This window comes from Desulfosporosinus paludis (assembly GCF_045689965.1).
GTDB lineage: Bacteria > Bacillota > Desulfitobacteriia > Desulfitobacteriales > Desulfitobacteriaceae > Desulfosporosinus > Desulfosporosinus paludis.
This window is the reverse complement of the sequence record NZ_CP144211.1, coordinates 4140919-4167369: the sequence shown is the minus strand read 5'-3', so window position 1 is coordinate 4167369 and position 26451 is coordinate 4140919. Positions and strand designations below refer to the sequence as shown.

General features: G+C 40.0%; 22 protein-coding genes and 2 pseudogenes. 4 read left to right on the top strand and 20 right to left on the bottom strand.

Annotation, left to right across the window (positions count from 1 at the left end; genetic code table 11):
- Positions 1-256: 256 nt before the first annotated feature.
- From gcvH to VZF35_RS20630, 8 genes are all read right to left on the bottom strand, one after another.
- Positions 257-676, bottom strand: coding sequence for a glycine cleavage system protein GcvH (gene gcvH, locus VZF35_RS20665; RefSeq protein ID WP_407308048.1), 420 nt, complete (start codon positions 674-676; stop codon positions 257-259).
- Between the two features lie 85 nt (positions 677-761).
- The gene (locus tag VZF35_RS20660; RefSeq protein ID WP_407308047.1) at positions 762-1760 is read right to left on the bottom strand and encodes a thioredoxin domain-containing protein; all 999 of its coding nucleotides are present in this window, start codon (positions 1758-1760) and stop codon (positions 762-764) included.
- Positions 1750-3288 carry a sulfatase gene (locus VZF35_RS20655; protein ID WP_407308045.1) on the bottom strand — a complete coding sequence of 513 codons (1539 nt, stop codon included), beginning with the start codon at positions 3286-3288 and terminating at the stop codon, positions 1750-1752. The genes VZF35_RS20660 and VZF35_RS20655 overlap by 11 nt, the downstream gene beginning before the upstream one ends.
- Positions 3289-3459: 171 nt before the next feature.
- On the bottom strand, positions 3460-4956 hold the full coding sequence (locus VZF35_RS20650; RefSeq protein ID WP_407308043.1) for a tripartite tricarboxylate transporter permease: 1497 nt from the start codon (positions 4954-4956) through the stop codon (positions 3460-3462).
- Positions 4957-4980: 24 nt separating this feature from the next.
- Complete coding sequence (locus tag VZF35_RS20645; RefSeq protein WP_407308041.1) at positions 4981-5454, bottom strand: tripartite tricarboxylate transporter TctB family protein; 474 nt, start codon at positions 5452-5454, stop codon at positions 4981-4983.
- 106 nt (positions 5455-5560) lie between these two features.
- Positions 5561-6556 (bottom strand): tripartite tricarboxylate transporter substrate binding protein, encoded by a 996-nt coding sequence (locus VZF35_RS20640; RefSeq protein WP_407308039.1) that lies wholly within the window; start codon positions 6554-6556, stop codon positions 5561-5563.
- A 341-nt stretch (positions 6557-6897) separates the two neighbouring features.
- Positions 6898-8142, bottom strand: coding sequence for an ROK family protein (locus VZF35_RS20635; protein ID WP_407308037.1), 1245 nt, complete (start codon positions 8140-8142; stop codon positions 6898-6900).
- 545 nt (positions 8143-8687) lie between these two features.
- Positions 8688-8867, bottom strand: a complete 180-nt coding sequence (locus VZF35_RS20630) for a hypothetical protein (RefSeq protein WP_407308035.1) — start codon at positions 8865-8867, stop codon at positions 8688-8690.
- Between the two features lie 9 nt (positions 8868-8876).
- Between VZF35_RS20630 and VZF35_RS20625 the strand changes: the two genes are divergently transcribed.
- Entirely contained in the window at positions 8877-9413 is a 537-nt protein-coding gene (locus VZF35_RS20625; protein ID WP_407308033.1) for a hypothetical protein, read from the top strand.
- Between the two features lie 165 nt (positions 9414-9578).
- On the opposite strand, the gene VZF35_RS20620 is transcribed toward VZF35_RS20625, so the two are convergent.
- The 4 genes from VZF35_RS20620 to VZF35_RS20605 all read right to left on the bottom strand — a co-directional run bounded on the left by VZF35_RS20620 (position 9579) and on the right by VZF35_RS20605 (position 14169).
- Complete coding sequence (locus VZF35_RS20620; protein WP_407308031.1) at positions 9579-10160, bottom strand: hypothetical protein; 582 nt, start codon at positions 10158-10160, stop codon at positions 9579-9581.
- Positions 10161-10659: 499 nt separating this feature from the next.
- Positions 10660-11493, bottom strand: coding sequence for an ATP-binding protein (locus VZF35_RS20615; protein WP_407308028.1), 834 nt, complete (start codon positions 11491-11493; stop codon positions 10660-10662).
- 406 nt (positions 11494-11899) lie between these two features.
- Positions 11900-12079 (bottom strand): aspartyl-phosphate phosphatase Spo0E family protein, encoded by a 180-nt coding sequence (locus tag VZF35_RS20610; RefSeq protein WP_407308026.1) that lies wholly within the window; start codon positions 12077-12079, stop codon positions 11900-11902.
- Positions 12080-12462: 383 nt separating this feature from the next.
- Positions 12463-14169, bottom strand: coding sequence for a methyl-accepting chemotaxis protein (locus VZF35_RS20605; protein ID WP_407308024.1), 1707 nt, complete (start codon positions 14167-14169; stop codon positions 12463-12465).
- 193 nt (positions 14170-14362) lie between these two features.
- Between VZF35_RS20605 and VZF35_RS20600 the strand changes: the two genes are divergently transcribed.
- Positions 14363-15247 carry an MFS transporter gene (locus tag VZF35_RS20600; RefSeq protein ID WP_407308022.1) on the top strand — a complete coding sequence of 295 codons (885 nt, stop codon included), beginning with the start codon at positions 14363-14365 and terminating at the stop codon, positions 15245-15247.
- On the opposite strand, the pseudogene VZF35_RS20595 reads toward VZF35_RS20600, so the two are convergent.
- Positions 15244-15390, bottom strand: a pseudogene (locus tag VZF35_RS20595) (winged helix-turn-helix transcriptional regulator); the annotation flags it as partial. The gene VZF35_RS20600 and the pseudogene VZF35_RS20595 sit on opposite strands and share 4 nt — an antisense overlap.
- 529 nt (positions 15391-15919) lie before the next feature.
- Here VZF35_RS20595 and VZF35_RS20590 point away from each other — a divergent pair.
- The gene (locus VZF35_RS20590; protein WP_407308019.1) at positions 15920-16105 is read left to right on the top strand and encodes a hypothetical protein; all 186 of its coding nucleotides are present in this window, start codon (positions 15920-15922) and stop codon (positions 16103-16105) included.
- A 209-nt stretch (positions 16106-16314) separates the two neighbouring features.
- On the opposite strand, the gene VZF35_RS20585 is transcribed toward VZF35_RS20590, so the two are convergent.
- From VZF35_RS20585 to allE, 4 genes and pseudogenes are all read right to left on the bottom strand, one after another.
- Positions 16315-17523, bottom strand: coding sequence for an HD-GYP domain-containing protein (locus tag VZF35_RS20585; protein WP_407308017.1), 1209 nt, complete (start codon positions 17521-17523; stop codon positions 16315-16317).
- Positions 17524-17708: 185 nt separating this feature from the next.
- On the bottom strand, positions 17709-18527 hold the full coding sequence (locus VZF35_RS20580; RefSeq protein WP_407308015.1) for a TIM barrel protein: 819 nt from the start codon (positions 18525-18527) through the stop codon (positions 17709-17711).
- Positions 18528-18685: 158 nt separating this feature from the next.
- A complete protein-coding gene (locus tag VZF35_RS20575) occupies positions 18686-20347 on the bottom strand; it encodes a PucR family transcriptional regulator (protein ID WP_407314760.1) in 1662 nt (553 codons plus the stop codon).
- A gap of 73 nt (positions 20348-20420) precedes the next feature.
- Positions 20421-21181: pseudogene (gene allE / locus VZF35_RS20570) on the bottom strand ((S)-ureidoglycine aminohydrolase).
- A 231-nt stretch (positions 21182-21412) separates the two neighbouring features.
- Between allE and VZF35_RS20565 the strand changes: the two are divergent.
- Positions 21413-22003, top strand: coding sequence for an ureidoglycolate lyase (locus tag VZF35_RS20565; RefSeq protein ID WP_407308013.1), 591 nt, complete (start codon positions 21413-21415; stop codon positions 22001-22003).
- 117 nt (positions 22004-22120) lie between these two features.
- On the opposite strand, the gene VZF35_RS20560 is transcribed toward VZF35_RS20565, so the two are convergent.
- The 3 genes from VZF35_RS20560 to allB (VZF35_RS20550) all read right to left on the bottom strand — a co-directional run bounded on the left by VZF35_RS20560 (position 22121) and on the right by allB (VZF35_RS20550) (position 26363).
- The gene (locus tag VZF35_RS20560) at positions 22121-23518 is read right to left on the bottom strand and encodes an NCS1 family transporter (RefSeq protein WP_407308011.1); all 1398 of its coding nucleotides are present in this window, start codon (positions 23516-23518) and stop codon (positions 22121-22123) included.
- A gap of 50 nt (positions 23519-23568) precedes the next feature.
- A complete protein-coding gene (gene allB, locus VZF35_RS20555; RefSeq protein ID WP_407308008.1) occupies positions 23569-24921 on the bottom strand; it encodes an allantoinase AllB in 1353 nt (450 codons plus the stop codon).
- Between the two features lie 65 nt (positions 24922-24986).
- Complete coding sequence (gene allB, locus VZF35_RS20550; RefSeq protein WP_407308006.1) at positions 24987-26363, bottom strand: allantoinase AllB; 1377 nt, start codon at positions 26361-26363, stop codon at positions 24987-24989.
- Positions 26364-26451: the final 88 nt, after the last annotated feature.

Below are 26451 nucleotides of genomic sequence, written 5' to 3'. Positions count from 1 at the left end.
TGGGATATGTTATAATAAAAATGCCCCTCCTTAGCTGAACTTACACTTGCAAAGCCACAACTAGGAAAGGGTTTTAACACGGTAATTCCAATAAGAATCTGCTAGTTTTTCTGGACGTTGATGCAGAACGTGCGAGGATATAATCGATACATGCTTCACCGCCATACTGTCAAAGATGAAAATCCGTCATTTAGAGATAGCAGCCTTTGATATCCACTTCAGGTTGCCATTTAGTTTAAATATTATAGGATAAAAACTAGATACTTTCTGAATCTCTGAGGAAATTCAAGTATTCTTCCTTAGATAGTAGCTCTGTAATTTCGCTTAAATCATTAGGTTTAACAGTTACCATCCAACCGTTTTCGTAAGGATGTTTGTTGACGATGTCTGGAGAGTCTGTCAAATTCTCATTAACAGCCACTATTTCACCACCAATAGGTAAATATAGTGCTGACACAGATTTTACCGATTCAGCTTGTCCAAAAACCTCTCCTTTTTCAAAGACATCTCCAATGATCGGCAACTCTAAAAAAACGATCTCCCCTAATTGATCCTGTGCAAAGTCGCTTATTCCTACGATGACTTCCTCTCCTTGGGCTCGAGCCCAGGAGTGTTCCTGATCGTATCGAATATCTTCAAGAAAAGTAAGTTGTTCTAATCCTTTTATATCACTCACGCTATTAGATTCCTTTCACTACTTTTTGAAGGGCGGTGCTACCCGCCCTTATTCTCAAACATGTCAGGTTGTATCAATTGGTCTCTTAGTTTAAACAAGCGAGAAGGCCATCGATTTTATTGCGCAAGGTTTCAATTGTTTGTGATCCGTCAAAGAGGATGTGGTTTATGAACAATGTTGGAGGAGACTTGATTTTGTGTCTTGTCGCCTCACGATACTCATCCATAACAGCATTTTCTATATCCTCGCTGTTTACATCTAAGTTAAATCTATCTATATTGATCCCAATCTCTCGGGCATAGCCCATAAGATCATTCTGTTCCAACGCATTACCCGCTTCGAAGAGGCGAGTGTGCATCTCCCAGAACTTACCTTGAACGCCGGCTGCTTCCGCAGCCTTTGCTGCTATTACCGCAAAAGGATGTGCATGGCGCATAGGGAAATGGCGGAAAATAAACTGAATTTTGTCCTGGTAGGCAGGCATCAATTCTGTTATAACCTTGTAAAGATCCCTGCAGTGGCTACATTGGTAATCGCCGTACTCAATGAATATGATAGGGGCATCTGCTGACCCTAGGCGCCAGTCATCGCTCCTGATAAACGGTGGTTTCGGTGAATTCGAGAGATTATTCACTGCTCGAAGCACCATCGCGGGATTTGGCAATCCTTCGTCGAGATCGGGCTCAAATACTCGACGGATCAAACCTTCCTGATCGACTACGAACACAGTTGGCAGAATCTGCTCCTTTTCAAGAACTCCGTAACTACGCGCTAAATCAACGGATTGTTTGGAAGCAACGATAGGGAATTCAATTCTAGTTTGTTCCACAAGTTTTCGTATTACCTCTGGAGAAGCATCCGTTAAGCCAATGAGTCTTGCATTACGAGCCATGTAATCCTTTAGTCGGTCTTGATATTCAACCAACTGAGAGACGGTTATATTCGTCCTTTCAGAGCCCCAAAAGAGAAGGACCGTTACTCCCGTTGAGCAGCATCTTATTGATTCTTCGGGCTCCTGATTAATTGCTTCCAAAGTGAACTCCGGCGCAATAATCCCCGGTTGCAAGATCGGCTTATTTGTCAAGTTCCGCCTCTCCTTCCGCCCTAAACAAACGCCTTCCTTTAAGATGCTCTTCCGGTGTCCCCACTTCTTCGAGCCACTCCACATAACGCTGGTGTATTTTCCTTGCCAGTTCTTCATGACCCTTAATTAAATCGTTTTCCTCCTTAGGATCATCGGGTAGATAGAATAGCGCAGGCTCAACCCGTTCGTATTTAGGATCTAGGGAAATCATTTTGTTATTAACTTTGATACTCTCTTTTATTTCGTTTTCATAGGCACCGGAGTAGTGTAAGCACCAGCCATCCTCGGTTACCACCGCAGTCTTTGCGACAATGGGCGTGTGGTGGATGAGGGTATTAGAACTGACTGCAATATCACGTAACCGTTTTGTCTCTCCGCGCAAAAGCGGCATCATGGATTTCCCGTGAATCGATTCAGGGTTGAACCGCCAATCCTGAGTATAGAAGACTCCACATTGCAGTGCCTGGATATTTTCTTTACCACCAAACGATTCAGTGGCCACTAAACCGCTCATTTCGAGTATTGTCGGCATCAGATCCGGGGACTGTACTAGTGCGTTGATATGTTCACCTTTCTTTTGTCCCGGCAAGTGGATTATTAAAGGTATCCGGCGAATATCATTGTACATTCGGCAAGTTTCATAAGAGCCATTTTTAGGATTAAAGGACTTTCCAACGATTCCGTGTTCGCCAAAAAGATAACCGTGGTCGCTTGTGAAAATAAATGCTGTATCTTCTTCGAGACCCAGTTTTTCGATTTTATTTCGCAGTACACCGATCGAGTGATCGACCATGCTGACTTCCGCCATATAAAGCGCTCGCATATGCTTAAATTCGTCTTCGGACATGAAATTTTTCCAATAATCGTAAACCGGATAGATTACTTCTTCACCCTGATAATCCTTCTCATACATTTCGAGAAATTCCATCGGGGGATCCCACGGTTCATGAGGGTCAAAGAGGTCGACGTACATAAAGAATTTCTCGGCATTCTGCCCGTCCTCTAACCACTTACAAGCCTCATTAACTGACCGTGCAGCAAAACGGTCCTCCTTAGATTTCCACCAGGAAGTATTACGTAAATAATTTGGCAGAACAAAATCAGCATGGTTTAATTTATTGGGATCAGCAGGCAGCTTAACGTCGCGTGGCATAGATTTCCAACGATCTGTTTCCTGCCCCCGTATCCATTCCCAGCCATCAAATCCTCGTTCATAGTTAAAGCCGTTTTCAACAAGGTGCGGATTATCGAAGACCATCTGGGTAACAATACCTGAAGCACTCAGAATTTGTTGCAGAGTCACAGTATCTGATGGAAGAGGGCACCACTCATGGTCAATAAAGTTAAAGCGACCACTCATAATATCTAGACGATTCGGTATAGTGGGAAAAGATCCTAAATAAGCATTATTGAAGACGAAAGATTTTTCAGCCAGTCGATCAAGATTTGGAGTTTTGACCAGGGTCGGTCCATAACAGGAAAGGTTGTCCCTACGGAAAGTATCAGAAATTACAAAGATTACATTCATTTTTTCCACCTCTTATTATTTTGAGTACTATAAGGAATCAGCACAAATAATTCCGATTTTGGTTCTGGTCACCATCCTATTGCCGCAATTTTATAAATACCTTTTTTAATAAATTGTTTAATTAGCAATAAACCATTTTCCTTCTAATTGCAGACATCTCTCTTATACAACTTATCCTAATTGATTTATTGTTGCTTTTCGCATCTGCCGTTGAACCTTCACCGACAAATACATCATAATGACTGCCAAAGCAAGTATGATGAGAGTTATAGGCCTAATCAAAAACTGGATTGGGTTTCCACCAGTAGAAGACATGGCTAAGCTAAAGTTCTTTTCAATTATTGGGCCTAAAACCAGTCCCATTAATAGTGCGGGAAGAGGATAATCCCTGTGACGCATAATTAGACCCAACAAGCCAAAAACCAAAGTAATCCAAACATCATAAAAGCTATTGTTTAATGAAAAAGATCCTGTCACAACAAGTACCGTAATCACTGCAAATAAAAAATGACGCGGTATATGAACTATTTTAGCGATAAAAGTTGAACCGTACCAACCTAGGACGAACACCAGGATCTCCAGGATTATAATACCGATAAACATGGCGTAAATAACATTCCCAAAGTTAGTAAATACATCAGGTCCAACCCTGATACCGTGAAGGATAAAAGCTCCCAGAAGGATGGCTGAGGACATATCGCCAGGAACCCCGAACGTTAGAAGCGGGATCAAAGAGGCCGAATCCGTACCTGCAGCTCCACACTCAGCCGCAGCAATGCCATCTAACTCCCCTTTTCCGTACTTCTCCGGATTTTTTGACGAACGGACGGCTTCATTGTAGCTAAGGAATGAGGATAGAACCCCTCCTGTCCCAGGGTGTGAACCGACTAGAACTCCTATTATTCCGCTTTTAATCATGGTTTTCAGTGATTTTCTAAACTCTCCTAAAGTCAAGCCTTCACCTTCCAAATGAAGATCTAGCTTTTTAGTCCCGTGTGATTTTCTGGATATCTGGATAAAAATCTCACTAACCGCGAACAACCCTGTTAAGGCTGGAACTATATCAATGCCCGACAATAAATTGAGATTACCAAAAGTAAACCGCGGAATTCCAAAAAGAGGATCGGCACCAATAGTTGATATTAAGATACCTAAAGCAGCGGCGGCGAAAGCCTTCGGTAAAGACTTACCTGCAACAACCGCCACCACGGAAATTCCGAATATCCCCACTGCAAAGTATTCCGAGGGGCCGAATTCAAGTGCAACTCTACCAAGCAAAGGTGCAAAAATAATTAAAGCTAAAACTGAAATAGTAGACCCAACCAAGCAAGATACCGCTGACATCTGCAGAGCTTTACGTGACTGACCTTTCTTAGTTAAAGGATAACCATCAATTGCTGTCGCGGCTGCAGCTGGCTTCCCAGGCGTATTGAGCATGATAGCCGTAATTGATCCTCCATAAAGGCAGGCCATATGAATCCCCATTAAGAAGAGAATTGCCGGTAGCGGCTGCATGTAAAAGGTTAATGGAATACAAAGCGCAAGCGCCATTGGATCGGTTAAACCTGGCAGCACACCGATGACAAAACCAGCCAGAACCCCTATGACCATATATAGCATGACTTGCGGATCGCTTAATAGCGGTAGACTACTTAGAAAGTGCTCCATATTTTTTCATTCCTCCCCTCCGATTTAGATTTTCAAAAGGCCTATGGGTAACGGCACATTTAGTACTTGAGAAAAAACAGCCCAAATTATTATAGTGGCTATAACGGCAACTGGAAGTGCGAAATACAGCTTTGGTCGACCGATTAGATAAATAAAAATTACAATATCCAAGATTGTAGCAATTATAAACCCCAAAATCGGCATCAATAATGCATATATAAAAATAGCAAGTATCCCCACTAATAAAGCGGTTAATTCTACTTCCTTTTCATCGTCTTCGTCATTTCTCTCCTTTACTTTAAAATAGGAAATCAGTTGAAAAAGGCCGGCTAAGATTAATACTATGGCAAACATTCTGGGAAAAAGTTGTGGGCTAACTACTACATTGGACCCATCTGAAGGATTCTGAATCTGGTATGGCAAGAGGAGTAATATACTGACACCCAGAAGGATTGTGACGATAATCTCTATTAAATTGCCAGTTAGTCGTTGATTCACTTCTGTTACTCCTTTTCATCTAACTACTATTGGAGGAGAGAAGACAGTATCTTTAAGACACCGTCTTCAATGACCACGCCCCTCCAACGCATTCCTTCGTTTAAAATTACTTCTTAATCATACTTTCATATTGCTGTTTACCGAACGAGATTTCCTTCGCCAAATCATCTGCGGATAATTTAGTCAAGCTCAAGTCAGAATTGGTAGCATATGATTTAAATTGATCTGTCTGCATGCTTTTTAGGAAAACATCACGAAGTTTATCCGCAATATCTTTAGGTAGATTTGCCGGGCCATATATGTCGAAGGAACCTACAGAGGTAACATCGATGCCTTCTTCAGTCAGAGTTGGAACATCTGGAAGATTGTCATAACGTTTTGCCGCCGGTACTCCCAGCAACTTTATATTTCCTGATTTCATCTGGTCATATACGGTAGAAAGAGTTACAACGGCCAAATCCAAATGTCCACCGAGCAGATTCGTTACAACTTGATTATTACTGTCAAACGGCATGGGACGAATCTTTATTCCCGTTTTGTCGGCAACCATGGAAGCTTCGTAATAACTGTCAGTTTCCATACCGGAGGTACCCACGCGAACCTCTTGACTCTTGTCCTTAAAATACTTAACCATTTCACTAACAGTATTATACGGAGCGTCTTTCTTTACAGCATAAACATCTTGAGTCGCAGCTACACCAATAATAGGTGTAAAGTATTCTGGAAACGAATAATTAACTTTGTGTAATAGAGGTAATAAATCTAACTTCGCACTCCCAGTCAAGAGCAGACTATAGCCATCCGGCTTCTCCTTGATAAGCGTCGTAATTGCCGGAATACCAGCGCCAGTGGGATAGTTTTCAACTATCAAGGGCTGGCCGGTCTGATCTTGAAACCCCTTGGCTAAAGCTCGGGCTATTAGATCAGCTGTTCCGCCTGCACCTAGAGGAACCACTATCTTAACAGGTTTTGTTGGATACTTTACTTCCTGAGCCTTATTACCAGAATTAGCCGACGACTGGGTATTGCCGCATGCTGTTAAAAGCAGGGAAGCTACAATAATCAGGCTTGTGAATAAGATACTTTTCTTTTTAAGTTTCAAAATAATCTTCCTCCTTCGATTCCTTCATTCTTTCTATTAAAACAAATAAATCGTGGTTAAGGTGTTTGTTAGAAACGTCCCAATACTTATAACGAGACTCATACAGGTTATTCAGCACTCTTACATAGACTCACCCCCTCGTAATCTTGAAGCATTTCCATAAATTATTCACCAACCACGATCTAACATCTGTAAGTAAAAAAAAACACTTTCAGGTTCAGATTTAATTCCATACTGAAATTAAATACAAAGAATCCCATTATTATTTCATCATGAAATTAATCCGGCATGTAATTAACTACTCCCAATATGATGAAATTACAGCTCTTTACTTTTCAAGACTACGCTTTGAAAAACTCTCTCAAAACCATAGTGGCTGCACTTATTTCATAGAGGTTATCATTGGTTCTCCGTTTCTTAAAAATAACGTCTTTAGCCAAAGGACTCACTATTTTTTGTTTCGTCATATCTATGACAATTTGGTGGAAATATTCACTTGCATCGATAAGATTCCCCGAAAGTATAACCACCTCTGGATTCAGGATTCCTATTAAATTAGCTATTCCCGTACTTAAATATTGAGCCGCCTCGTCCAATAGTTGACGGCAAAAGTAATCTTGTTCTTCTGCACATTCACATATCTTTTTGTAGTTCAACGATTCGTAATCAAAATTAACTTTTTCGGTTAATATAGTTTTCCGCCCACTTTTTAAACTTTCTTTTGCAATTTTCTCAAGCGCATCTGTAGAACATTGAGATTCAATACAACCATAACCGCCACAACTGCATTGTCTTCCGTTCATATTCACTTTCATGTGACCAAAGCTTTGGGTTGCATTGCTTTTTCCTCTAATGATCCTACCTTCTGATATAATCCCGCATCCTAAACCTTCACTGCATATAATGAAGATAATATCTTTGTATCCAACACCATAACCGTACCAATATTCACCCAGTACTCGCGTGTGAGCATTATTATCTATAAATACTTTAAGTTTAAACTCGTTCTCGAGATGTTCCTTAATAGGGACATTGCATAAATCTCCTGAGGTTGAAAAATCGATTAGGATTCCTTTCTCATAATCTAAGACACCTCGTATACCGATACCTATTCCCAATATTTTCTCGTAATTAATCTTGCTTTCATTCATTAATTCTTTAATTATGTTAGTTAGTTTATCTAAAAATTGTGCTGAAGTATTAATATTTTTGATTGATACAACCTTTTTTTGTTTAATATTCATATGAAGATCAACCAAGTATGTGCTTATTGCACTCTTTGAAATATTGACTCCTACACAATAAAAAGCTGAAGAGTTCAATTCAATTTTTACAGGTTTTCTACCTATTCCTGAGTCCCCTACCCCACTCTCAAGTATCATTTTGTCTGCCAACAAATCCTCAATCACTCTCGTGACAGTAGGCTTGGATATATTAGTCTTTTGGTATATATCCGTTCTGGAAACGACTTTGTTTTTGCGGATAAAGTTCAATATTATTCTCTTGTGGTCTTCTCTGGTTTTTGAATTTCCAATTACTACTTTTGAACTCATATTAATTTCCTTTTGCCTAATTTTTTTATCCATGGGGATTACTTTTATGTTGAGTATACCAAACCGCAAAATTTATTTCAATATGAAATTAATTAATATGTTGAAATGAATTTTTTGCTAGTTACTACTAACAAGAAACTAATGCTGGAAACAGCTCGGAAACTAGGTTATTCTTCTTAAACGAGCGACCAACAATAGCAATAAGGGAATTCCTAACTCAATAGGTATCGTGAAAATGGGCCGAACATTAGTCAAATAATCAACCATGGAACCGTGCCAAACGAATACAAACACAAAGATATTATTTTATAGAAAAGATGAACTATTTTAAAAGTATTATTTTCGCAAGTAGAACAAGTCCACGACTCATAAAATTTTGGTTTTTACTTTTCCAACGGGTTGTCCGCACAACAGCTGAAAGTTGTACATAACTTATAGTAGTATAAATTACTAATTTATTTGAAAGGGAGAAGTAATCTGACAAATGTATGTAAATGCCCTCATCAATGGTGTCAAACTTCAACATTTACCCCAAATTGGGTCCTGGAAATGCCTGCTTCAACCTGTGTTCCACCAAATCAGCCGGTGACTCCTAATCCTATCTTCCCCAGCACTGCAACCCTGCCGACATGCACCCCTCTGCAAGTTATCCAAACTAGTCCAACGACAGCACTGGTAACGGTATCCATACCGGCAGAGGCAGTGTTTACCTTGCCTACAAAAGCGTTAGAAATTAAAATGATTCGAAAGAACCTCAAGTTAACACAGTGCCGTTCTTTAACTCTTCTCCCCCAATAATTTGTAAAGCCCAAGATACTCCCAAGTTATTTCTAGGGGGTTTTGTCCGCAAAGACATTCAATATTCCGAAGCAACTCGACAAACTGCAACTACGATTGAAGGTGTTATCAAAGATTTTGTTATTGATGTACCCTGGAATTGTGTTGTCGACCTCGGCAGCACCCTTGTTATACCACCTACCCTTTTTAATCAGCAGCATGAATACGAATTTTTCAGCAGCACATCGCTTCCTTCCGGGTTCTCGTCCAAAGATAAGATGATGTCTGGCGATCTATCCGAGTTTAACGCGGTAAGCACTGAGTTCTTTAACCCTTTACCAAGCTGTACACTTGTATACAGTCAGATTAATGCTATGGATGACGCACTGGATCGCGTATCGTTGCCTAATACACTTATTGGAGAAGGTCAATTCAGGATGGTTCAAGAAAAAATGACCATTTTAATTCAGCTTCAGATAAACATCCCCGCTGCAGTCAATCCACCAAACATTTGTTGCCAACGATAAATGAATGGATGTTAAGAACAAGAAAACCGAGGCTTGCTCCTCGGTCCTTTAATAGATAATTGACATTCTAATGAGTCATGGTCTCTTCCTCTCAGGTACGTCACTTTTCTCGGTCTTCGGTGCCCTGGCATACTTTAACGGATTTTAGCCTTTTGCACCAATGGACTAATTCTTGCCTATTCTTATATTTTCCTCAGATGCTTCAAACTTGTCTATCTTCCAAGTTCCCTTCTCCTTTTTGACTGTTAGCGTATAAGTAGTGCTAAAAGGAGTTCCTCCGCTAATTCTATTTTTCTTACTATTCTTTTTGTTTAGCTCTTTAAAATACTTCTCTTCAGCACTTACCAAACAGGTCCTTACGTTATAAACTACCGCAGCTTGCTCCTGGTCCGAAGTAAAAGTAATCGAGAGAAACTCACAGTCCTCATATTTAGATTTAATCTTGTTTTCGTTAAACAGTTTTATAGTGTTTTGCTCATCATTATTTTTGATGAGCTCTATGAGGTGGTCCACAGTATAAAGATGATACTCTGCCCTACCGTCCAAATGCTCAAAATCGCGTTCAGTCAAAGCTTTGGCAAAATCTCTCGACAACCTCTTTACTGCTTGTTCATCCACTGTATCTTCCATTAAAGTCATTGCCTCGCTGTCGACTTGACCGCAGCTATTATCAATAGTCCTATCCGTAACAGGCAGAGATCCTTGGATTACTCCCAAGACCTTTTCTATAATGGTTAGCTCGTTCATCGGTTCCCTTCTTTCATAACCCTTATATAATTTATGCTTATATATCTTATGAACAATAGCTGGATTATGTTATTTCCAGGACGATCAGGCACGGGCATCAAAAGTTTTGATTCGCGATAGTTACTCACGATGCCAAAACTAAATTAAGATTGCCGCGAACAGGCTTCATTTATGTTGTAGTTATTGCAGCAATACTCTATGATTATATTAATTAATCTTCTAGGAAAAGAGATGTTATACCTATGAAGAGAAATTTAGGCCCTATTAGTACACTATACCCAACACCTGTAACTTTGGTAGGAACAGAAGTAAATGGGAAGATTAATTACATAAATATCGCTCATGTTGGTATCATCGATTTCAACACATTGTCACTCCGTATGGTCAAAACACGCTACTCGGTCAGGGGGATAAAGTAAAGTATGACATTATGTATCAATATACCCTCAGAGGACATGGTTGTAATGTCTTATATACCAATCTTTCCAATCATTGTTGATCATTCTATTGGCTTAGGGAATCGGACTAAGAACGTGGTTCCATCGGGGCCAGTCTTAACGTCTATCAATGCATTATGCCTGTCGGCGATCCTATAACACATCGGGAGGCCTAAACCTGTGCCGTTTTCTTTCGTCGTAAAAAATGGGGTTCCAAGTTTTGAAATATGCTCTTTGTCAATGCCCTTTCCTTCATCTTTAACGCTCAGGATTATGCTTTGAGCATCCATATAAGTGTTAATTGTTAGGCACCCTTCTGGCGGCATTGCTTCAAAACCATTCCGTGCTAAATTTATAACAAGCTGGGTAATCTCATTGGAAACCATCTCCAGTTCCACTATTTTTCCCGGCTCAAAGACACACTTCTTACCCTGAGTATAGGCATCGGCCAATATCAGGGGAAATATATCATCCAACAATTTATTTAGACATAATCGTTTAAACTCTACGGGTTTATCTTTAACTAGGGATAAGTAATCGGTAATGATTAAGTTCGCCCGGTCAAGCTCCTCAATCATCAATTCGAAATAACTCTTATATGTATGCAAATCAGATTTGCTCTGTAGCATTTGAAGAAACCCTCTTATAGTGGTCATCGGATTTCTAATTTCATGTCCAAGACCCGCTGCTAATTGTCCGATAGTATTAAGGCGTCCTAATTTAGTTATTTCGTATTCAAGATATTCTCTTTTTTCAGCCTCTAACTTTAATTTCTCCGCCAAATCATCAACTCTTCGTTGAAAATCAAGTCGTTGTTCCTTTAATTCTATCAATTCTTGTTTTATATTTACAAATTTTTCCCAATTTTTAATGCTAAAGAATCTTGCTGCAATCAATTTTGAAACTCCTCCGTCACAATATATTTCTCTTAGTACTCGGAGGTGGCCGATCTTTGCCATCTACCAGGTTTTTACTGGTTTTAGGTTAAAACGTTGAATTTGTCTAAAAGGATACAATCAAAGGTTACTATCGACCTATATAAATATAGAGTTAAAAGCTCTCTGACTCAATGCACAATCCCACCTCCAAAAGTATATTAAAACTATATGTTTTATAATATATATCACTTCGATGACCTAATGGAAAATCCTTCTGACAATAACCTTTATTTATTAAAGAAATAGAATTTTTTTATAATTTAATGGCACGTTAAAGAGGCCCCCATCATACCGATAGGAGCCTAAAGAATAGGACAAAAATGTTTATCTTAAAAAAGCTCTGAACTTTAAACATTTACTATCCTTAACGATATAGTTTATAATACTTCTTCTGCTTCTCCAGACTATGGTAAAAATCCAAGATCAATAAATCTAGCTTTTCACTAGCTTTTACCACTCTCGGATCCGTCAGATCTTTACCGGTAGCCGTTTCTTGCATTTGCAATCTTAATTTTTCGATTCGGTCAATGGTCGTTGATCTCACAGAGAAAAACCTCGTTTCAAAATTATTAACACGCCTTAATATCTTAAAACAAAATTGCTCTGACATCAATCAGTTTAAACGTAAAGTTTTGTCGGTTTATGCTATTTTTACAGTTTCCAAATAAATTTTCCACGAGTTAATTTGTAGTAACTTACGCTTGTAGCTTTATCCATTTTGTCCCTAAATGATCTTAATCCTCTATTCGTTTAACTAATAGGAAAAAGGTCCGATCCTCTTGATAAAAAAGCTTTTATCGGACTCAATCGTTTGGAGTATATAAGAATCTGATTTGGCATATATGAAAAGGAAGCAGTGCTTTATCTAAATAACCCCTGTAGTGATCAGAAAATCAGTACAGGGGTTATTTTAGTTTAAATAGTTATTCATGTTATTTTAACACTAAACATACTCACTGCTGACTGCAGATCCTGAGCCATTTTTGCCAAGCTTTCACTGGAAGCTGCAATTTCTTCGACTGATGCAGAGTACTCTTCTGTAGTCGCTGATACTGTTTGGGTCTGACCGGCGGCATCTTTAGAAATCTTATCAATTTCACGTATTGAAACTACGATATCTTGACTTCGGTCAGCTATTAGTTGGATTGAGGCAGAGATTTCTTTTACTTGGTCCGACACCTGGATGATAAGCGTCGCTATATCATTAAACGCTTGACCTGCAGCTGTTACAACCTCAGTGCCAACTTTAACTTCTGTAGTCCCTGTGTCAATGGCAGATACTGCTTTATCTGTATCGCCTTGAACCTCACCGATCAATTCGGCAATTTTATTGGCCGCATCTGAAGACTGCTCAGCAAGCTTTCTTACTTCTTCAGCAACGACCGCAAATCCACGTCCTTGTTCACCTGCTCTGGCCGCCTCAATCGCAGCATTCAATGCCAGTAAGTTAGTCTGTCCAGCAATACCAGATATTGTGGCAACAATCTCGCCTATCTGATTGGAACGCTGCCCCAACTTTGTAATTACTTCCGCAGAATATGTAACGGTTTCTTCGATGCTTTTCATTTGTTCAATAGCTGTTGTAATTGCTTTGGAGCCATCATGAGATGCACCAGCAGTTTTATTCGCCGATACCATTACTTCAGCTGCCCTAGCAGCAATTTGTTGAATTCCAGACGACATTTGCTCAACGATAGATGAAGTCTCATCTATCGCAGCGACTTGCTGCTCAGCCCCAGAAGCTATTTCATTAATCGAGGCAGCAATTTGAGACGTACCCTGCGCTGACTGTTCTGCAGTAGAGGTAAGTTCTTCTGAGGATATTACTACTTGTTCTGCTGATTCCGATACTTTTTCGATAAGAGCACGTAGACTATGAGTCATGGTATTCAACGCTGAGCCTAATAATCCGACCTCATCATTAGATTTAATCTTTACTTCTTTAATCGCCAGATTACCATTAGCAACTTCCTGAACATTCGCTACCATCTCACTTAGCGGATTCGCAATCATCAAGGCTATGAACCATCCTAAAGCCAGCGCCAAAATTACAATGCATATACTAAATATTGAAACCCATAAATATGCCGAATCCGCAGTAGAAACTGATTTTCTGGAATCCACGAGCCCAGCATTGTTATTGAACGCAATAATAGCAGTAACTGAAGTATTTGCTTGTGTCCATAAAGGATCTGCATCATCGATCATTTTCTTAGCGAGCACAGTATTATTGGATTTGATAGCCTCTTTGATTGCTAAAATCTTAGCTGTGTAAAGCTCCCAATCTTTTTTGAATGTGCCAAATAATTTTTGCTCCTCGGGATTGCCGATCATTCCCTTTTCATAAACCTGTAGTTTTTGGTTTACCTCTTGAAGCAATTTCGTTTGCTGATCATCAAGCTTGGCTTCTACTGTGGTATCGCTCTCTGAAACCATTGCCAGGTTTAAGCGAGCAACATTAGAAACAGCTCCATTAAACCAGCCCATCATTTCTATGCTAGGTATCCAATTACTATCGATTGCCTTAGCCTTACTTTCCATGTCCGCAATTTTGAAAAGAGCAAATCCACAAACTGCTGAAAACAAGAGCACGACAAGCAAAAAACCTATTATTAACTTTTTCTTTATCTTCAATGCTCATCCCCCCAAATTTATGATGACTTTTAGAACGCTTTCTGCACTGCCACTGATTCTTCTCGCAAATATGTATATCACAATCTCATTTCGACAAATTAAGAGAGATTCCTTTATTCTCACGACAATGAAGTCTAAATGGCTCCTTGTCGTGATGACAATGCCAAATTATTTATCACTTAGACATTAAGTTTTGCTCGGCCTAGTTAATACTCTCGATCAGCCTACCCGTCAATCATTTATGCCGGAATTAGTGGAGAAAAAGGATTTGAGAAGTGCTATTGGTCTCAATTCGTCCATCTTTAATGTTGCCCGAATGGTTGGCCCGGCCCTTGCCGGGGTATTAATGGCCAAGTATGGGGCAGGTCCATTGTTTTTGTTGAACGGAATCAGCTTTATTCCTGTGATTATTGCAATCAACTTAATCAAAACAGAACCTCGGGAATATAAAAAAGTACCCAAGAAAGTACTGGTGGAAATTTACGAAGGACTAAGATATGTCAGACACTCCGTTTCTCTACGCAGTGCTGTCTTATGTACATTAGCTGTGGGCACTTTTGTAATGAATTATAACGTAGTTATTCCTTTATATGCCGGAGAGGTGCTAAAACAAGGCGTCGGAGGATACAGTTTTCTCTTGTCCTGCAGTGGTGCCGGCTCCCTGATCGGTGCGCTTATGGTGGCATCTTGGGCCAAGGGTAAACCTAGACTACGCCTGCTTTTTGGCAGCGCTTTCACTGTATCGGCTTTACTTACCCTACTTTACTTAGTACACTTTTTACCTCTAGCTGCCGTAATGTTGGCGATTATTGGCTTCTCTAATATTCTATTCATTACAACCGCTAACTCAACAATGCAGTTTAATTCCAACACTGAATTCCGTGGCCGAGTGATGAGTATCTATCCCTTTGCTTTTCTTGGGACAACTCCCATTGGGAATCTTTTTGTCGGCAGCATTTCGCAAAAATGGGGAGCCGATATAGGGGTTCTAATTTGCGGGTCAATTTCGGCTGTATTAATTATATTGATCGTTGTCAATACCATAGTTAAAAAGCAAGCACTTCAGCCAAGTATTTAAATTTTAAATCGAATGCCCCATTGACCTAACATAGACAGGGCAGGATGAATTGCCTGGCCTAATTCACTTAATTCATATTCAACACCTGGAGGTATCTCATTATATTGAATACGTTTGACTAATTTGTGATCCTGTAATTTATGTAATGTTTTAGAGCATCAAACTACCTCCTGTGCGGCTGCCAATATCACCATTGCAGCAACTGCACTCGGGCTTGGTTCGTGTTAGGTGATTGTACCATTGTGAATAGAATTGGACTTTCGTTATTATCTAAACATCATTTTCTATGTCAATTCATGGGGTTATGGGTGGATTATTGGGATAAGAGCTAAATTTGTAAATAGTATTAGCTTCTTGCAACTCATACTGAATCTTTCGAGCACAGAATTCACAGATATATGGAAAGTTACGGTTTTTATTGGCCAGCAGAAAATCTTTATGCGTCGGAGCGATATCTTTAAGCGAACCGCAAATTTTGCATCGAATATTCATAACATACCGAATCCCCTTTCACGCTGCTTGCAACTGGTATATCATATGTTTCGGAGGCACATGTTGATGCCTTTTCAAATAGACTTAAGTCTTTGGCACCGCTGCAATACATGATTAAGGAAGATATCTTCAATACTGTTAATACTCTTGAATGTCTGGTAAAATAAGGATTGAAAGGGGTTGATTATCATAACAAGTGATGATGAGATTCTAACTATTCTTAAGCAATTGCAAGAAGGGCAGAAAAAGGCAACTGAGAGGCTTAACAGAATGGAATCCGACATAAAAAGCTTGATAAAGGATACAAAGGAACTTAAACGCAATCTAAACTATGTATGGGATAGTGTCAACCGAATCGATGACTGAGACCCCATGTCCAAGATGATAAATTGAGGGCTATCCTGATAGGATTTTTTCGTTTTGACAATCCAGATAATTTCAACTGGCAATTTCCTTAAATAAACTTGAGGACGTTGCCAGTTGAAATTCTTGGTAAAGCCGCACGTAAAAATTCGCAACTCAGCATAATTCATAAAGTTATGTCTGAGTGAGCTAAATACTAAAGCAGTGCGATTTTAATTAGAGATTAAAGTTAATAGTTCAACATAATGTTCCTCAACAAGCTTAACTCCTTGTTCGCTAATTGCATTAGTCACTACAAGTTTATTCAATATAGCCAGACATTCTTGCTTGCTGATTCCTTTTCGATAGGGTCTATCTTCAGTTAAGGCTGTAAAAATATCGGCTACCGCCATTAGCCTTGACCCAAGTGGAAGTTCATTCTCCGTAAGGTGGAAAGGGTAGCCGCTGCCATCAAGTTTTTCATGATGATGGGCCCCCCAAGCCGCCACATTTTCAAAACCAGTAATACTTTGGAGCAGATGATAGGAATAGTAAGTATGTCTTCTAACAATTGCTACTTCTTCTTTTGTTAGTTTCGACGGTTTATCCAGAATCGAATTGGGTATCGAGATCTTACCTAAATCATGGAGATATCCAGCAATTTTAATCATATTCAGCTCTGAATCTGAAAAACCGACTTTTTTAGCTAAAAACTCAACCACTAAAGCTACTCGTTTAGAATGATTCCGAGTAAAAGGACTTTTATTATCAATAATTCTGGAAAAACACTTCACCAGATCAACAAGTTCTTCCACTGATACCCGCATGTATTGCCGAGGTCTTCTTAAATACATGAATTCTATTATAAATTCAGACTGGATATCAAGCCAAAAAGATTCTTTTTCTGAAGCTTTCAGAAAGGCCTCTACGACAATAGGATTAAAGATTGTTCCAGACTTTCGTAAGATGGTATCCACAATACCCTCGCGGGAATTCAATATATAGCCCTTTATATTCTCTGTTAGCACTGAAACACGATCAGCAAGATAAATAATGTTACTGCTTAAAGGAATCGAACTTTCGATCAAACCAGAAGCATTGGGGGCTTTCCAATGGTCATGATGGTGCAGTATTATTGCAGCAACTTTTTCCGTTAATTTACTATGGCGAAATATATCATAACCTCTTTGGCAATGCTCAAACGAATTTATATCTTCAAACGGCAAAAGATTTTGGAGCTCTTCTTCAGGCTCCATCCCGGCGTCATGAACCAAGGCGCTATAAAAGATCAGCCGTTGCTCTTCTTCTGGTAGATTGAGTTCATCAGCGACAGCGTTTGATATTAAGGCCACTGTTTTATGATGATTAGAAATTCCATGTAATGAAAGGTCGAGGGCTTTAGAAAAAGAACAAAATATCTCACCCAAATCAATGTCGATCATTGAATTCTCCTCCTCAATTATTCTCGTTTAGATTTCGGCAAGTTGTTTGTTATTCCTTTAATCGTTACAACTTCTTGTTCTCTGAGATTCTAACGTTGAATTATAGGAGGGGATTTCCAAAGTTTATGAAATTTAATTCTCAACAAAAACCTTCTATTAAGTTGGATTTTAACGAGATCCTTATCTCAAAGCCTTTCATAGGTTTCCTTTAGCAACAGGGCATCTTTCTCCACCATAGGGCCTTCAGATATTATACAACCTTTTACATTGTAGTACTTTATTGCCTTCAGACAATCCAGGTAATTGAAGTCACTCTGCAGCAAGGGAAGATGGTTTTGCTCACCTTTCTCATTGTAATTCACTCCTCCCATATGAATGTGTAAGTCTTCCAAAACCGATTTCCCCAGTTCATCCGAGACATATTGCAGTATTTTGGCAAAATCTTTAAAGTCTTTTAGCTTACCGTTGTATCTCGCGTGTATATGTGAAAAATCAATGCACAATTTACACGAGCTAATTTCTTTACATAAAGACACTAGTTCCTCAAGGGTGCCGAATTGCGTCCCCTTACCCGTTGTCTCCAATCTATAATCTACGCCGCTTATAGGAAGACGTAACAAATTGTCTCTTATGGTATGATAGGCGTCCTCTTTGGTGTCTCCTAAATAAAAGCCTGGATGAAAGATTAGACTCCGTCCTCCAACTTTGGACAAACCTTCTTGAGCCTTTAAGATTCTTTCAATCGATTTTTCCTGTTTATCTGACTCATTGGCATTTAAATTTATGTAGTGCGAGCCATGTGCCGATAAGTAAAAATCAGTTCTTAACTTAGCTTCTAAGATAAAGCTTTTATTGTTATCCGTAACATTAACGCTTCTGACAAAAAGAAGTTCCATTGCATCAAGCCCTATTGACTTAGCATACTCTATCCCAGTTGCATAATTAAACTTAGTTGAACCGTTTCCCAGTGGAAGACCCGATATACCAAATAAAAGCGTATTCATTGTTATCACCCTTTTTGACTTTAAGGTTAACCAATTCCATCAAGATCTAATTGTCCCAATATAAAAAAAATAGGCCCTGTCCGAAGACAGAACTTATCGAATACAGTACTTGTCTACCCTACGCTTTAATTTTGAGGCTAGATTCAAGGAGTTTTCAGTTACAAAGCCTGATTACCCAGCAGGTGTATTATTTTCAAGCCCATCTCAATTTCGAGGCGGTGTTCATTAGCCTCTAAATCAATCCCAGTTATTTCTTTAATACGTTCCAACCGATAAAGCATCGTTTTATAATGTATAAATAGCTCTTTGGCCGCCTTGCTGGCATTCCCATTACATTCCAAAAAAATCTCCAGGGTTTTTAACAGAACTGTTTCATTATTTTTATCGTGCTCAATTAACTTAAGCAGTGGTTTGGGGACAAAATTTTTCAATTCATTTCCCTCAGCAAATTTACAAAGAATGCGAAATACTCCTAATTCGGAAAAAGCCTCAATAACGTGCTGACCCTGAATCATCCGACCAAAGGTAATCGCATCTCGAGCTTCTTTGAAGCTCCGTGGAATTTCATCAACGTTTAAGGCGACATCACCAATTCCTATGGCAACAGAGACTTTCTTAACTTTCTTTTTAATTTGCTCCTGAATCTCTTTACCCGTCTTCTTGATCAATTCTAAAAACCCGTTTTGATCATCGGGCGAAGGCCACATTAAAATGATCGAGTCGTTTTTAGTCCCTAGAATATAATGTTTCGTATGGTTTCTCACTGCATTAGTAATTATGGAAACGACGTCAGATTTTAGCCCTTGCAACATCGTATCCGGACTATGCTTGCTTTTAGCTAAAATTCCGTCGATGTTATCTATATTAAAAAGCACAATCGTGTATGCCCTCGACAAGTCCCAACCAATTAAGGCCGCTCGTTCGAGCGTATTATTTAGCGCGGAATTCCCGGTTATTAAGTTCTCTAAAAGGTCATTCTGGAATTTTTGCTCAATTTCCTGTACTGCTACTTTTTTAACCAAATCAAGCGTTACTACGGTAGCCGCATGTTCTAAACAAATCAAATCCATTTCTTGAAGCCTTTTATTCACTTCCACCACTGTAAGGTACGCCTTCACCTGACTAAATGCTTGGATCGGTACGACAACTTGAGGAACTGCTTCCTCACCTAAGGCTGGAAATTGTACTATTTGACGATAAAACGAAAGTTTGTCATTCAAACTCTCTCGCTGAAATAGGTCTGCTACTTCGCTAAACTTTTTTAACAGAGGATTTGTGGTAGATATACATTTGAAATTGCGATCATAAACAACCACCGGGTTCCCAATTAATTCTTCCAACGTTTTAGTGATCGTATCAAGACCTAGACAATGCAACGCTAACGTTGTAAAACGCTCTTGAATAATTTTATAGTAATTTAATTTAACGACCTGATTATTAAATAGTTCGGCCATAATAGGATACATTACATCAACAAAGCGCACATTGGCGTCAAGTACTAAAATGGGCAGTCCATATTGATTAGCCGCCTCGAGCATATCTTCTGGAACACGTTCAACAAAACGACCGACTTTAATAGCGATAGCTGCTACACCTTTATCGGCAAGCTTTTTAATGAATTCTTTATAGTTCAAAGTACCAGCAGGAGCGGAATACAAACTGGTAAGGAGCAACTCGCCCCCAGCAAGCCAATTTACAATATCTGGGGCTTCCATGATGGTAACACCTTTAACCACATTGTCCAACTTCTGATGACCTGCCACGGTTTCTGACGTACTTAAGGGGCCAATCTTCAAAGCATCTTTTACTGTAATCTCCAGTGTTACCACCTCCAAAGCGGTCCATAGAGGTTCGATTTCCTGATCGAACCTCATATCTTGTTCTAATTCTATTTTACAGCTCAATGTCACGGTTGCAATCTTTAGTGTAGATATAGGTCGAAGGGGTTCTTCCTGCCCCATAATAAGCTTGAGGTACATAAGGCCCAAACCAAATGAAATCCTCTGTTTTTACTGGAATCCATTTGTCATCAATTAAATAGACGCCTTCCCCCTCCAGAAAATAAAGTCCATGTTCCTGAACATGAGTTTCCACAAAAGGATGACAACCACCGGGATGAAAACTTAGGGTATGAAAATTGACGTCGAAACCTAACTCTGTTGGTAGAACATTTTTGATTCGGACATTTTCCATACCATCATATGCCTCATCGGGAATGTCATTTAGATTGCCTACAACAATTCTTGCTTCATAACCAGCTAGCGGACGATAACGCTGCTTATAAAGAAGAAGCTTCCAAGGTTCATTGCTTGTGTTTTTTAAGCCTACCCGAAAAAAGCCGGCGCAAAAACAAAGCCACCGTTTGTCAGTTCATAAGCTTTACCCTCTACGGTTACTGTTCCCACTCCGCCCATGCAATAAACGAACGTTTCAATGCCATCTTCTTTAAAATCATTGGTTGTACCGCCACCTGGCAATACTTCAACGGTATACATGGCAAATTTCGGCCCTAACTCGGGAGATGCTATGATACTTGTATTACAATTCTCTAAATTAGGGATAACGTTTTTTACCCGTCCTTCAGGCGGAATTAAGGCATATCTGCCATGCTTAATAATAGCTCTCGTTGCTAAAAGTTCATTTGGATAACCCATGGATAACCTCTCCTTCCAAATCTAATAAAAGTTTAACATGTTTCATATATTCGTGATTTAGTCTCGAGCGACCTTTAGCATATATGGGTAAAAGAGTTCCTCTGTAAATATCATTCTTGGATAAACCACACATCCCCCAAAATCTCCTATTTAATCTTCGCTGTTCTAACTTAGAAGATTAGGATAAAGAAATGGAACCACCATCATCAATAATAGCAAAAGGATAAAACTATGGAAACGACTAATTATACATCAGAAGATACTACTGCCCAAACTGAATTGAAAGGGGACATTTTCGGAATGAATCACATAATTAAAGTAGAACCTTTTACAAAAGAAGCCTTTGCACCCTACGGTCATGTACTTTTGCGTGAACCTGGAGTTCCGCCGATAAAGACTGTGCCTCCAATTTTTGTAGACAGAATACCGTTTGAAGTAGATGACGGTACAGCTGAATTCGTTTATGCTCTGCTTAAGCGTAAGGAATTTAGATTTTCATCATTAGAACGGCACTTAAAAGTTACTCAAGGATTCTTTCCCCTCTATGGTGGACCAGCTATTATCAGCGTCGCCCCGGCAACTGACCCTAATGATCTCGAAGCCCTTCCTTCAGCCAATTCTGTGCGCTGCTTCTTACTCGAAAGTTACACCGCCTTTGTCCTTCATCGCGGAATATGGCACGGAACTATTCTTCCAGTCGAAGAATCTTTTGGTTATATTCTTGCAACACGTAAAGCCACTACAGATGATTCTATCAACCCACTCTACGATGGTGATTGTCAAATCCGCGATCTAGGAGTAACCTTTGAGATACAGCTGTAAAACAATGTTTGCTATCAATAATTCCTCCTTCACAAATAAGGATATAGTTAATAACAAGAGCCGATTCCTAATATTAAGGGAATCGGCATCTTGCATTTAAACGTGGAATATTTGCAGTTATCTCTCGAAAATTGTGCCTTTTTTGAACTTCGAGTCTTTAAAGGCAAACTTCATCAGGAAAAGATAGACTATTCCTGCCACAACAACGCCGATAATCCATGCCAGCTCTACTTTTAGGAAAGCAGCGCCCGCTCCGATAAGCATTGCCAGCACAGCGGCAGGATTATATCCAGCGAATTGGCCATCTTCTTTGTACAAATCTGCGACATCAACTTTTTGCCTTCTTAATATATAATATTCAATTAATAGAATTGAGACAATCGGGCCCAAAAATGCAGAGTATATGAGAATGAACGTTCCAAGACCCTTCGCTGACGAATCTTGAACAAGCACCCAAGGGAATGACCCTAAAGCGAGGACTCCAGTTATAGTAACTGCAACTTTGTATTTCAATTTTGTAAGCAACGTAATTACATAGGTTGGCGGAATAATATTGGCAACCATGTTTGTCGCAACTGCCCCCATAATAATAAATGCTGATACAAAGACGGTTATATAAGAGTTATCTACCACTATGGCAAATGCCTTTACAGGGTTTGAGATACCAGTTGCGCAAGCAAGCATTGCGCCAATACAAAGGACGAAACCGTAGGCAACTAAAATAGGCAGAAAGTACAGCAAACCACGTTTAACATTGCTAATCCCTGATTTCAGTTCTCTTGAATAGTCCGCTGCGCTTAAAAAAATAGCTGCATAATTCCCCATAAACATCATGATAAATCCGAAGAAGGGCAAGCCCCACGAGCCTTTGGCATGAACCCATTTTTGGGCAACAACCGCACTATGAGATTTCAGAAGAACTCCAAACACATAGACAAGTGCCAGCATAATAACAATGGATGTTAGGGATTCTACCCATTTAATGGCATGAAAGCCGTATAGCGAAAGCCCGATTTGAACCACTTGCAACACGACAAAACAGATGGCGACATTGTCAAAGGCCCCGCCTGTAAGGATCTTCGCAATTTCATTTAGGGCAGTCCCTCCAATCCAGCTTTGAAAACCGTACCAGACGATGGCAGGAATACCCCGCAAAAGCGATGATATGACAGAACCTTTCATTCCGAAGGACATTCTGAGCTGGACAACATAGGGTATCCCCGTTCTGTATCCGAGCCTGTCGTTTAGAGCAAAAACAGACGAAATAATACCAATGGCTATGATCGCTGCAGCAAATGTCTGAAAGATATTTAGGGTTGCAATTCCCGCCACTACCAAACTAGCTCCAAGCGTCATATTGCCTAAATTAACACCGTCTCCTATCCACATAAACATATAGGGAAACGGACCTACCGTCCTGCTTATTTCGGTTCTAGGTTTTAATGAATCATCCACACCCGGGTCGTGTTGGATCTGCGTTTCTTTCGTAACGCTGCTTTCTGAATTTAGCGACATACACCCAACTCCTTTTTTATGTTTACTGTATTTGGGATAATGCTTTGAGTTTATAAATTAGGTCTTAGATGTCTGCCGATAGGCTTTGACACAATCTTCCCATCTTTAAAAACAGTTGTTCCCCTGAGAATTGTTTGTGTCACTGCACCACGGAAGCTGTCCCCAACATAAGGGCTTACCTTGTGTTTATAGAAGAGAGTCTCAGCCTGTAATGTAAATTCCTTATTTAACTCTACCAGAGCAAAGTCTCCGTCGTAGCCAACGGCGATTTTTCCCTTCCCTGGAATTTTAAATATCTCGTTAACATTTTGTGATGTCAATTTTGCGATATCCCCAAGCGGAACCTTTCTAGCGTGGTGGGCATGAGTGAGCATGGCCGGAAGAGTTGTTTGACACGCAGAGATTCCACCCCAAACTTTCAAAAATTCCCCGTCTTTAAGCCTCGGGTCGCAGGGAGAATGATCAGAAGAAATGAAAGTAATCTCGCCGTTTAACAATTTTGCCCACATCTTCGTCTGGTTTTCATGATCGCGTATAGGAGGGGAGCACTTGGCCACTGTTCCCATCCGTTCAACATCCGTATCTGTAAGAATTAAATAATGCCCAATTGATTCACAGCTGACATCGACTCCTCTGCTTCTCGCCTGGGTAACGAGCTCAACTGCCTTCGCCGTGCTAATGTGCGCAATGATTAATTTACAGCCTGTTTCCTCAGCAAAGGAAATCATGCGGGAGACATTTTCTATTTCCGTAATAGGCGGACGTGCGGCGAAATAGTCCCGGACTGTTGTTTTATTATTTGCCAGCGCAATCGAGGTTAAATCCCTTGTGATTTCAGCATTCTCACAATGTACCATAAGGGGCAAACCGAGCTTTGCTAACATTTTCATTCCCACATAGGCCGTATAATCGTCCATTCTTTCAAATTCGTCAATACCACTGAAGCAGGAAAAGGCTTTAAACCCTATTACGCCGCACTCTGCAAGCTCTTCAAGTTTATCTAAATTTTTGGGAGTAAGCCCACCCCAAAATCCATAATCGACCAAAGAATCCTTTTGAGCCACAGCAAGTTTTGCCATAAAATTTTTGGCGTCAAGGGTACATGGACTGCAATTAAGCGGCATATCAAAGAACGCAACTCCGCCGCCTGCCGCCAGGGCGTTGCTTCCTGTTGCGATGGTTTCCCACTCTGTCCTTCCCGGGTCATTAAAATGCACATGACCGTCTGTTGTCCCGGGAAATACATAGTTCCCTGCGGCATCAATTGTTTCTTTTGCATCACTTGATATTTCGTCAGCTATTTCAACGATTTTTTCATCATATACTGCAACATCCGCTTTTTTCGGACCTTCCGGACAAACGAGGATTCCGTTTCGAACGATTAGGTCATAACGTTTACTCATTAGTTATTTCCCCCAATTTTTTCGATAATTAGCATTCTGCCAATATTCTTTCGAAGGCTTTAATACTATTTTCCAGTGTTGCGGCTGTTTAGTTTTTTTACAAGTTTGCCAAAACCTTTTTGCCCCACCAAATTCCCATCGTTTGCTACAACTTGGCCCCTTACTAAAGTGCATATAGGCAGACCTACGCCTTTTAGCCCTACAAAGGCTGAAATCTTATTTTTATAATATAAGGAATCCGGCGTGATTTCCCATTTCTTTTCCGGATCTAAAATTACAAGATCTGCATCAAATCCGATCTCAATCGCACCCTTTTTGCCGAATATTCCGAAAGTTCTAGCTGGGCCTTCGCTTAAAGATCTTGCCAGCAGCGTAGGACTATAGCCTCTCTTGACTACCCCTTCGCTAAACAGAACCTGCATAACATTTTGAATCCCACTAATGCCACCCCAAGCTCCAAAGACGCCATGCTTTTCTTCGCTCTTTTCGCTTAACTCACACGGAGAGTGGTCAGAACCGACGCAGCATAAGGTTCCATTATTAACATACTCCCACATTTCGTCGACAGCAGCTGCTTCCCTTAACGGCGGTGCACATTTAAACAAGCTGCCATTCTTTATGACATCTTGATCGTTAAACGTTAAGTAGTGTCCGCAAGTTTCAGCAGTTACATCGACACCTTCCAACTGGGCATCTTGAATGATTTTGGCCACTCGTGGGTGACTTACGTGACAGATATGAACTTTAGCATTAACTTCTCGAGCAAGATCGATAATATTCCGTGTGGCAATCAACTCTGCGATGACAGGTCTTGAATTAAGAAAATCCTGCCAATCATTGTGTTCTTTTCGTTGAGCCCTGGCCTCTTCCCATTTGATTATAGAATAATCTTCGCAATGGAAGCCTGCACGGGCATCGCAATCTCTTAAAATTTCCAAAGCTTCTTTAGCCTGCCCGATCGTTAAGGACACATAATCTGGAGAAACAGGACCGATAAACGATTTAAACGCCACGCATCCTTTTTCATCCAACTCTTTTAATTTGTCCAAATTGTAGTCTACCAGACCGCCCCAGAAACAATAGTCGACATAAGCGTTTGGAGAAACAACGTCTTTCTTCTTTTCGAAGATCTGAGCATCTGTCAACGCCGGTTCATTTTGCAGAGGCATATCAACGATTGTTGTAAAACCTCCTACCCCTGCAGCTGCAGTACCGTGAGCATAGTCCTCTCTCCAACAGTAGCCGGGATCATTTAAATGTGCGTGACTGTCGATTGCTCCAGGAAATACATACTTTCCCTGGGCATCTATGACTTCTTCTGCTTCAATCGCACTTCCAGCTTCAACGATCGCTGCTATTCTCCCATCATTCACACAAATAGATGCCTCGAAAATCCTGTCCGTTGTTACAACCTTACCATTTTTAATAACTAGGTTAAACACAGTCATGTCCCCTCCATTCTAAATTGATCTATTAAAGTAGAACATTATGCGGCTTCACAATCTGCAGTGAGTTACTCCCTCTTGCTTG